The sequence below is a fragment of the Gordonia sp. UBA5067 genome (assembly GCF_002414845.1).
Taxonomy (GTDB): Bacteria; Actinomycetota; Actinomycetes; order Mycobacteriales; family Mycobacteriaceae; genus Gordonia; species Gordonia defluvii.
The window spans coordinates 14,331-23,157 of the sequence record NZ_DIAX01000011.1; the positions used below are offsets into that span (position 1 = coordinate 14,331).

7 protein-coding genes, 1 tRNA gene and 1 pseudogene are annotated in these 8,827 nt (G+C 66.6%); 5 read left to right on the plus strand and 4 right to left on the minus strand.

Annotated features, from left to right (window positions below):
* Nucleotides 1-508: pseudogene (locus tag B4M62_RS02240) on the minus strand (hypothetical protein); the annotation flags it as partial.
* 217 nt (nt 509-725) lie between these two features.
* Here B4M62_RS02240 and B4M62_RS02245 point away from each other — a divergent pair.
* Nucleotides 726-799 (plus strand) — tRNA-Met (locus B4M62_RS02245).
* A gap of 86 nt (nt 800-885) precedes the next feature.
* Here B4M62_RS02245 and B4M62_RS02250 read toward each other — a convergent pair.
* Together B4M62_RS02250 and B4M62_RS02255 are read right to left on the minus strand one after the other, a co-directional pair.
* On the minus strand, nt 886-1,794 hold the full coding sequence (locus B4M62_RS02250; protein ID WP_290704553.1) for a winged helix-turn-helix transcriptional regulator: 909 nt from the start codon (nt 1,792-1,794) through the stop codon (nt 886-888).
* Nucleotides 1,795-1,834: 40 nt separating this feature from the next.
* Entirely contained in the window at nt 1,835-3,076 is a 1,242-nt protein-coding gene (locus B4M62_RS02255) for an acetyl-CoA C-acyltransferase (RefSeq protein WP_290704555.1), read from the minus strand.
* A gap of 124 nt (nt 3,077-3,200) precedes the next feature.
* Here B4M62_RS02255 and B4M62_RS02260 point away from each other — a divergent pair, with 124 nt between their 5' ends.
* From B4M62_RS02260 to B4M62_RS02275, 4 genes are all read left to right on the plus strand, one after another.
* Nucleotides 3,201-4,415 (plus strand): acetyl-CoA acetyltransferase, encoded by a 1,215-nt coding sequence (locus tag B4M62_RS02260; RefSeq protein WP_290704558.1) that lies wholly within the window; start codon nt 3,201-3,203, stop codon nt 4,413-4,415.
* A 65-nt stretch (nt 4,416-4,480) separates the two neighbouring features.
* A complete protein-coding gene (locus B4M62_RS02265) occupies nt 4,481-6,010 on the plus strand; it encodes a carotenoid oxygenase family protein (RefSeq protein WP_290704561.1) in 1,530 nt (509 codons plus the stop codon).
* Nucleotides 6,010-6,969, plus strand: coding sequence for an NAD(P)H-dependent flavin oxidoreductase (locus B4M62_RS02270; RefSeq protein WP_290704564.1), 960 nt, complete (start codon nt 6,010-6,012; stop codon nt 6,967-6,969). The genes B4M62_RS02265 and B4M62_RS02270 overlap by 1 nt, the downstream gene beginning before the upstream one ends.
* Nucleotides 6,962-8,683, plus strand: a complete 1,722-nt coding sequence (locus B4M62_RS02275; RefSeq protein WP_290704567.1) for a class I adenylate-forming enzyme family protein — start codon at nt 6,962-6,964, stop codon at nt 8,681-8,683. Before B4M62_RS02270 ends, B4M62_RS02275 begins: the two co-directional genes overlap by 8 nt.
* A gap of 7 nt (nt 8,684-8,690) precedes the next feature.
* Here the strand turns inward: B4M62_RS02275 and B4M62_RS02280 are convergent.
* A partial coding sequence (locus B4M62_RS02280) for a nitroreductase/quinone reductase family protein (RefSeq protein ID WP_290704570.1) occupies nt 8,691-8,827 on the minus strand: 137 nt, incomplete at its 5' end.

Consider the following 8,827-nt stretch of genomic DNA (forward strand, 5'->3'; position numbering starts at 1 on the left):
TACCGGGCGTCGGCATACCGGGCGCCGGCGTCGTCTGGCGGGGTGCCCGCATCCACGGCGGCATCTCGTCGCCGCGGCGGGGCCCGCGATCGTCCCAGTCACCACGACCCGAGTCGCCGCCTCGGCCGCTGGGTCCGCGCCAATCGTCGTATCGGTCGTCATTCCAGCGGTGGTGCGAGCCGCGGTCATCCCACCGCTTGCCGTGGTGATAGCCCGGCCCGTAGTCGTCGGAGTCGGACCCGGACGTGCAGAAGAAGCCGATCGCGAACCCGATACCCAAACCCACGATGCCGGTCAGCAAGGAAACACCGATCACCGTCGTCCACAGGTGCTCGCGCCACCAGTTGCCCTTAGGCGCGGCGGCCACCGGGGGAGGCTGGTGACCGGCGAGGGGCGTCGTCTGCGGCGCGGCGATTGGATCGGTGGGCAATGCGGGCGGCGGGGGTGACGCGGGCGGGGGCGGCGGCGTGCCGGCCTCGGCCGGGGATTCGTCCGGTTTGTCGGTCATGAATGGTCCTCTCCATTGAGTGCACTGTCCACCATGCCTGCAAAATTCGGGGGACGCACATAGTCCTCAACAGATCCACAGGTTCGGGAAATCTCCAGTTCCCCACAGGTCGATTGTCGGGAACCAGCGGAACCGGTCGCCGGGGCGATTGTGACTGCCCTCACCGGGAACCGATTTGCACCCACGCATGACTCCCCGGTAATGTTCTGTTTACCGACGCGGGGTGGAGCAGCTCGGTAGCTCGCTGGGCTCATAACCCAGAGGTCGCAGGTTCAAATCCTGTCCCCGCTACGAAGAAAGTCCCTTGATCAGGCATCAGCCAGGTCAAGGGACTTTTGCTTTCCCGGGCACGGCACAGGTTGCTCACCAGGTGTCGATCAGGTCCGTGGTACGACATCGATCGCGGCCGCCGTCAGCGCCGTATCGCAGTGATCGCAGTCCAGCCGCGCCACCAGTGGGTGATCGCCATGCTGCCAGCTCATCGCCGCGCCACCGGGGTCCGCGAACCACTGATCTGACCACAGCAATGTCAACGCAATCACCGGAAAGAAGGCGGCCCCCTTCGCTGTCAGGCGGTACTCCGCCCGGGCCGACCCCGAGTCGACCACCTCGAGGAACCCTCGCTCCACCAGAACACGCAGTCGCTCGGAGAGCACGTTGGACGGGATGGTGAGCGCAGACTCGAACTCAGCGTAGTGACGAAGACCCTGAAATACCGCTCCGACGACCACCGACGACCACCGGTTCCCAAAGACCGCCATAGTCTCCGGGAACTGCTCCGGGGTCCGCGATGGTCGCGAGCGCCGACGTGTGCCGGTCTCGGGAAGCGACCGCGACCAGCCACCCGCCGGTCCCCAAACGGCAAGGACTCGACCCAACTCGACCGGTTCATCACACCCGGCGCAGACAAGTCGGGGCGCAAACTCGTGGCCGCACTCCGAATGCCGCATCAACGGCAGTTCCGCAGTCCGTTCGTCCCCCCAGGTTCGCTCCCAATCCCAGATCGAGAGCAGAATCGGCCATGTCGCCCGCCCGCGTGGGCTAAGGATGTATTCGGCCCGAATCGGGTGTTCTTGATAGATCTGCCGGGTGAACAACCCCTCATCGGAAAGCAGCGAAAGCCGAGTGGCCAAGCTGGCAGCCGAAATCGGAAGCCGCTGCTGAAACTGACTGAAGCGGGTCGCCCCCTGATGGGCGGCCCGCAACAACTGCAGCGACCATTCATCGCCCAGGACGCCGAGGCCCCGCGAAATCGCGTTGGGCGCGTCGTCCACGGGTGGCTTCATGCGGGTTAGCCTATCGTCGGCCGGCAACTGCTCCCGGCGTTCATCGCTCGATGACGACGGCACTGCCAAGTCCGGCTGCGCCGCTGACCGCGGCGACACCCCAGCGTCCCTGGCGCCGCTCTAGTTCCTCGACACAGCCGCCGATCATGATGGTGCCGGTCGCACCGAACGCATGGCCCATGGCCAAGGTGCCGCCGTTGGGATTCATCCGGTCATCGCCGTGCTCGGCGTCGATCGTCAGGTCGCGCTCGAAACGGAGGCAGAGTGCGGCGAAGGCCTCGGCGAACTCGAAACAGGCGACGTCGTCGGCCGACAGTCCACTGCGGGCCAGTGCCAGCTCAACCGCATCCTGACCGGCGGTCAACATTCGCACCGGATGGCCGGCGACCGCGACCGATGTCACGATGCGCGCGCGGGGGGTGAGGCCGGCGCGTTCGCCCGCTTCGCGGGTGCCGACGACGAGCAGTGCCGCGCCGTCGGCCATCGCGGGTGCGGTGCCCACGGTGTGCAGGTGCTCGATGCTGGCCAATTCGGGAAACGCACCCAGCGCGATGGCATCTTGTCCGGCGGCACCGAGGTCGGCGAAGGCGGGGGCCAAGGCTGCCTGCGACGCGAGATTCGTCGACGGGCGAACCAATTCATCGGCAGCCATGTCCTCGCCCCCGGCGCGCGGAACCGGAATCACCGCATTGTCGAAACGGCCGGCGGACCAGGCCTGGGCGGCCCGCTGCTGCGAGCGCACGCCGTAGGCGTCCAGGTCCTCGCGGGCGTAGCCGTCCAGGGTGGCATTGAGGTCGGCGGCCACCCCCATATGAATGGATCCGACGTCGGTGATGGTTTCCGGGTCGGTCCACAGCGGGCCCCCGTCGGAGAAGATGGGAACCCGCGAAACCGTCTCGACCCCACCGGCGACGACGAGGTCGGCGTCGCCCGCCTTTACCCGTGCCGCGGCCGTGGCGACAGCGTCGATACCCGAGGCGCAGAACCTGTTCACCATCATTCCCGGCACCTGATGCCCCCAACCGGCTCGCAGGGCCGCTACGCGGGCGGGGTTTGCACCCTGCTCGTTCAGTTGGGAGGCACAGCCGATGATGACGTCGGCAACGACTCCCGGGTCCAGCCCGCGCCCGCTCAACGCCGACATCAGATGCATCAACAGGTCGGTAGCAGTGTGTTCGTGCAGACCTCCTTTTGGGGATGCCTTGCCGCGCGGCGTGCGAACGTAGTCGAAGATCCACGCGTCGCGCGGTGCGGCCGGCGCCAGCGGTGTAGTTCGGGTCATCAGGGTCGCTCCTCAGCGCGTCATGTCGGGAATCGGCGACAGTAGTTGACAGAGTCACTCTGTTAGCTATAGTGACATACATCATCCGCGAGCGCACCCACCGACAACAAGAGGCCTGGACACGATGAACTCCTCCACCTGGATGCTGGGCGGTTACCAGACGGACTTCGCACGGAACCTGCAGCGCGAAGGGCTCGACTTCGCGGATTTGACCGCCGAGGCAGTTGCGAACACGTGCGCAGTCGCAGGGGTCGCCGCCGCCGACGTCGAGGTGATCCACGTCGGCAACGCCTTCGGTGAGCTGTTCGCCGGACAGGGCCACCTGGGCGCAATGCCCGCCACCGTGTGCGACGACTTGTGGGGCATCCCCGCCACCCGCCACGAAGCCGCCTGCGCCTCCGGTGGCACCGCCCTGCTAGCGGCCATGGCCGATCTGCGAGCGGGCAACTACGACATCGCCCTGGTGCTCGGCGTCGAACTGGAGAAGACAGTCTCCGGCGATCAGGCGGCCCGGTACCTCGGCGCCGCGGCCTGGGCGGGTCACGAAGGCGAGAACGCAAAGTTCATGTGGCCGTACATGTTTGCCGAACTCGCACAGGAATACGACAACCGATACGGCCTCGACGAGGCGCACTTGCGCCGCATCGGCGAAGTCAACTTCGGCAATGCCAAGGCAAATCCCAACGCACAAACCCGCGACTGGACCAACCTGGTCTTCGAGGCAGACGACGAACACAATCCGCTGGTGGAAGGACGGCTTCGGCGGCTGGACTGCAGCCAGATCACCGACGGCGCCGCCGGCGTCGTGCTGGTGAGCGACCGCTATCGGCGGGCCCACCCGGATGCACGCCCCTGGGCGGAGGTCACCGGTTGGGGCCACGCCACCGCCGGACTGTCGCTGGCCAGCAAACTCGCGACCCGCGACGATTCCGGCTACCTCCTACCCCACCTGCGCACCACCATCACCGACGCGTTGGGCCGCGCCCAGGTCACCCTCGACGACCTCGACGGCGTAGAGATCCACGACTGTTTCACGATGAGCGAGTACCTCACCATCGACCACCTCGGACTCACCGCGCCCGGTCAATCGTGGAGAGCGATCGAGGACGGCGACATCGAACGGGGCGGCCGACTCCCGATCAACCCCAGCGGCGGCCTGCTCGGCGGCGGACACCCCGTCGGCGCGAGCGGCATCCGCATGCTGCTCGACGCAGCCAGTCAGGTGTCGGGGCGCGCCGGCGAGATGCAGGTCGACGGCGCCCGGACGTTCGGAACCGTGAACTTCGGCGGCAGCACCGCCACCTGCGTCGCCCTGGTCTGCGCCGCAGCCGACGGCTGACCAGCCGAGCCTGACCCAGGCGACCCCAAACCACTAGCCCCGCAGCCCGCGGACAAGGAGTAATCATGGTGACCAGCGTGGACATCGTGGAGCGAATGATCTCCACCCTTCCCGCCGACGACGACCACCCGTATCGAAGCGGTGCGTGGCGCCCCCAGCAGTCGGAGTGGAACGCCGACGATCTCGAGGTCGTGCAGGGCCAGATTCCCGCCGATCTCGACGGCGTCTACCTGCGCAACACCGAGAATCCCCTTCACCTGCCGATCCAGCACTACCACCCGTTCGACGGCGACGGCATGGTGCACATGGTCGGCTTCCGCGACGGGAAGGCCTTCTATCGCAACCGCTTCGTCCGCACTGACGGGCTCGCCGCCGAGCAACAGGCCGGCCATTCACTGTGGGCCGGAATCGCCGAATCCCCCGCCATCTCCGAGCGCACCGACGGCGTCGGAGCCCGCCAATTCCTCAAAGACTCCTCGAGCACCGATGTCACCGTCTTTCGTGGCGAAGCCATGACCAGCTACTACCAATGCGGTGACCTGTATCGACTCGATCCGCTGACCGGTCAAGCCCTCGGCAAAGCCGACTTCAATGGCGGCTTTCCCGCCGAACTCGGCGTGTCGGCACACCCGAAGAACGATGACCGGACCGGCGAATTGCTGTTCTTCAACTACGGCAAGCAGTGGCCGTACCTGAACTACGGCGTCGTCGACGCAGCCAACGACGTCGTGCACTACGTCCCGGTCGAACTTCCGGGCCCGCGACTACCGCACGACATGGCCTACACCGAGAACTACGTCATCTTCAACGATTTCCCGCTGTTCTGGGATGCCGACCTCCTGCGTGCCGGGCAGCATGTGCCCCGGATGCACGACCTGCCCTCCCGCTTCGGAATCCTCCCCCGACGCGGCGAACCGTCCCAGATCCGCTGGTTCGACGCCGACCCCACCTATGTTCTGCACTTCGTCAATGCCTTTGAGGACGGCGACGAGGTGGTGCTCGACGGATTCTTCCAGCACGATCCCGAACCCGCCCCGATCGATGAGGCCGGCATCCCCGCATCCCTACGCCCGTTCCGCTACCTGGCGCTCAATCGGATGAAGACGCGCCTGCACCGGTGGCGCTTCAACCTGGTGACCGGCGCGACTCGCGAGGAATCGCTGACCGACACGATCAGCGAGTTCGGCATGATGAACGCCGACTACGCCACCACCGATTACCGCTATGCCTACGCGGCCACCGGGAAGCCGAACTGGTTCCTGTTCGACGGCCTCGTCCGCCACGACCTGCATACCGGCGCCGAGGAGCATTACTGCTTCGGTGATGGGGTCTTCGCCAGTGAAACGAGTGTGGCGCCGAAGCTCGGCGCCACCAGCGAAGAGCAGGCCTACCTGGTGACGATCACGACCGACCTCAACAACGACGCCTCTTACGGGGTCGTCTTCGATGCGGCCCGCGTCGCCGATGGCCCCATCTGTCAGGTTCGCCTACCCGAACGGGTTTCCTCTGGTACCCACTCGACGTGGGCACCCGGTTCGGAGCTGCGCCGCTGGCGCACCGCCGAGCGTGCGGCCGACGCAGTGACGGTGAACTGATGCGCGATCTGCTCAACCGGCTCCGACTTCCCGTCATCGCCGCCCCGATGTTCCTTGTCTCCGGCCCCGAACTGGTGATCGCCGCCGGGAGGGCCGGCATCATCGGCGCCTTCCCCACCCAGAACTGCCGAACCGCCGACGAACTCGACCGCTGGCTGGCGACCATCACCGACGAACTCACCGTCGACGGCGAAACGCTCCCCTGGGCGGTCAACCTGGTCACCCACCGCACCAATACGCGGCTGGCCGACGACCTGGCACTTGTCCAGCGCTACCGCCCCCCGCTGGTGGTCACCGCGCTCGGCTCGCCCAAACCGGTACTCGACGCCGTACATGCCTACGGCGGCGCAGTCATCGCCGACGTCGCCGATCTACCCATGGCCCGTAAGGCCGCCGACGCGGGCGCCGACGGATTGGCGTGCATCTCCGCCGGTGCGGGCGGCCACACCGGCGCGCTGTCCCCATTCGCCTTCACCACCGCGGTCCGCGAATTCTTTGACGGCCTGCTCATCATCGGCGGCGGCATCAGCGACGGCTTTGGCATCGCCGGCGCCATCGCGGCCGGCGCCGACCTGGTTTACCTGGGCACCCGATTCCTGGCCGCAACCGAAAGCCTTGCCGTCGGCGACTATAAGCAGATGGTCGTCGACAGTGACATCGACGATCTCATTGTCAGCGCCGGGATCACCGGCACGCCGGCGTCCTGGCTACGTCCTTCGCTGGTGGCCAACGGCCTGGACCCCGATGCCCTCGACGGCTCGCACCGAGACCGCAACTATCAGGCGGGCGATGACGCGGTCCGCCGGTGGAAAGATCTGTGGGCCGCCGGGCAAGGACTCGGCACCGTCACCGCCATCACCCCGGTCGAGAAGATCGTGACCGACCTCGCTTTGCAATATCAGCTGGCCGCCGCGCGGCTGGACAACCACCGCTCTCTGGAAGGTAGTACTCATGCTTGATTTTGCCGCCGGCCTCTATTCGCCCGACAAGATCGACCGATTCCGCGCGATGGGCGCCTGGACCGATGAGACGGTGGACCAACTGTTCACCGCACGGGTCGCCGAACGGGGCGATGCGGTCGCCCTGGTCGACCCGGCCAATAACGAGGCGCTGGTCGGTACTGCGCCGCGCCGCCTGACCTGGCGCGAGCTCGATTCCGAAGTGACCGCACTCGCCGCCCGCCTGCTCGAGGCGGGTATCACGACCGGCGACGTCATCGGCGTGGAACTGCCCAACGGCGTCGAACTCGTGGAGCTCTACCTCGCTGCCTGGCGCATCGGTGCCGTCGTCTCCCCGCTGGCAATGCAGTACCGCGAGCACGAGATCGTCGGGATGGGGACCGCTGCCGACTTTCGCATGCTGGTGACGGTTCCCGACTTCGCCGGCTGGCCGGCCGCCACCGACATCGCCGGGTTTGCCGATCGACTGCCCGGGTTGACCACCCTGGCGACATTGACCGCCGCACCGGTGGCCAAGCCGGTCGGCGGGGTGCTCCACCTGGTGTCGGCCCCGGCCACCGATGCCGATCGCACCGCAGTCGAAGCGCACGGGTACGTGGCGGATCCGAATCATCCGATGACCATCTGCTGGACCTCGGGCACCGAGAGCGCCCCCAAGGGGGTCCCGCGCGCACATTACGACTGGTTGTCTTTCGCCTGGGCCGGAGTCGATGCCCCGCGACTGACCGCTGACGATGTCCTGCTCAACCCCTTTCCAATGATCAACATGGCGGCTTTCGTCGGCAAACTGCTCCCCTGGCTGCGCACCGGCGCGACGCTGGTTCAGCACCATCCGTTCGATGCTCCGACCTTCTTCGGTCAGATCGCCACTGAACGGGTCACCTACACGGTCGCACCACCGGCATTGCTCCTGATGCTGCTGCGCAACGAGCAACTCCGCGGACAACTCGACCTGTCGAGTCTGACCCGGGTCGGCTCCGGATCAGCGCCGCTGCAGCCGGTCACCGTACGCGGCTGGCAGGAGGACATGGGGATCGCCGTCATCAATTTCTTCGGCTCGAACGAGGGGATCGGGTTGCTGTCGAGTCCCGAGGACTTCCCGGACCCCGACAACCGGGCCAAGTACTTCCCACGCTACGGGGCCGACGGCATCACGTGGGCCTCGCGAGTCAGCGGATGGATCACGACGAAACTCATCGATCAGGAGACCGGCGAGGAGATCACCGAACCCGGCCGTCCCGGCGAACTGCATATCGACGGACCGATGGTCTTCGCCGGCTATCTCAACGGCGAGCAACTCGCCAGCCCGTTCGACGACGAGGGCTTCCTGCGCACCGGCGAAGTCTTCGAGATCGCCGGCGAGCACAACGAATACTTCCGCTACGTCGACCGATCCAAGGACCTCATCGTTCGGGGTGGGATGAACATCGCACCCGCCGAGATCGAGGCGCTGATCAGTGACCACCCGTCGATCGCCGAGGTCGCCGTGGTCGGGCGCCCCTCCGAGATGATGGGCGAACGGGTACACGTCGTCGCCGCCCTGAATCCGGACGCCGAGCTGACTCTCGAGGAGTTGACCAACTTCCTCCGCGACCGTCGTATCGCGACGTACAAGCTGCCCGAGAGCCTTGAGATCGTGGCGCTGCTGCCCCGCAATCCGGTTGGCAAGCTCCTCAAGCGCGACCTGCGCAGCCACCTGACAACCACGGCGTAGGAAACCCTCAGCCCTCCAGGATCAGCAGCGGGATCTCGCGGTCGGTGTTGCGCTGGTAGCCCGCGTAGCCGCGATAGACCTTGACGATCGTGGGCCACAGCTGCGCCCGCTCCTGCGCAGTCGCGGTACGGGCCACCATCTGTC

What these genes read in the sequence shown, in the direction of transcription:
- B4M62_RS02250 (WP_290704553.1), bottom strand. Translation starts at nt 1,794, where the DNA reads ATGAAGCCACCCGTGGACGACGCGCCCAACGCGATTTCGCGGGGCCTC.
- B4M62_RS02255 (WP_290704555.1), bottom strand. Translation starts at nt 3,076, where the DNA reads ATGACCCGAACTACACCGCTGGCGCCGGCCGCACCGCGCGACGCGTGG.
- B4M62_RS02260 (WP_290704558.1), top strand. Translation starts at nt 3,201, where the DNA reads ATGAACTCCTCCACCTGGATGCTGGGCGGTTACCAGACGGACTTCGCA.
- B4M62_RS02265 (WP_290704561.1), top strand. Translation starts at nt 4,481, where the DNA reads ATGGTGACCAGCGTGGACATCGTGGAGCGAATGATCTCCACCCTTCCC.
- B4M62_RS02270 (WP_290704564.1), top strand. Translation starts at nt 6,010, where the DNA reads ATGCGCGATCTGCTCAACCGGCTCCGACTTCCCGTCATCGCCGCCCCG.
- B4M62_RS02275 (WP_290704567.1), top strand. Translation starts at nt 6,962, where the DNA reads ATGCTTGATTTTGCCGCCGGCCTCTATTCGCCCGACAAGATCGACCGA.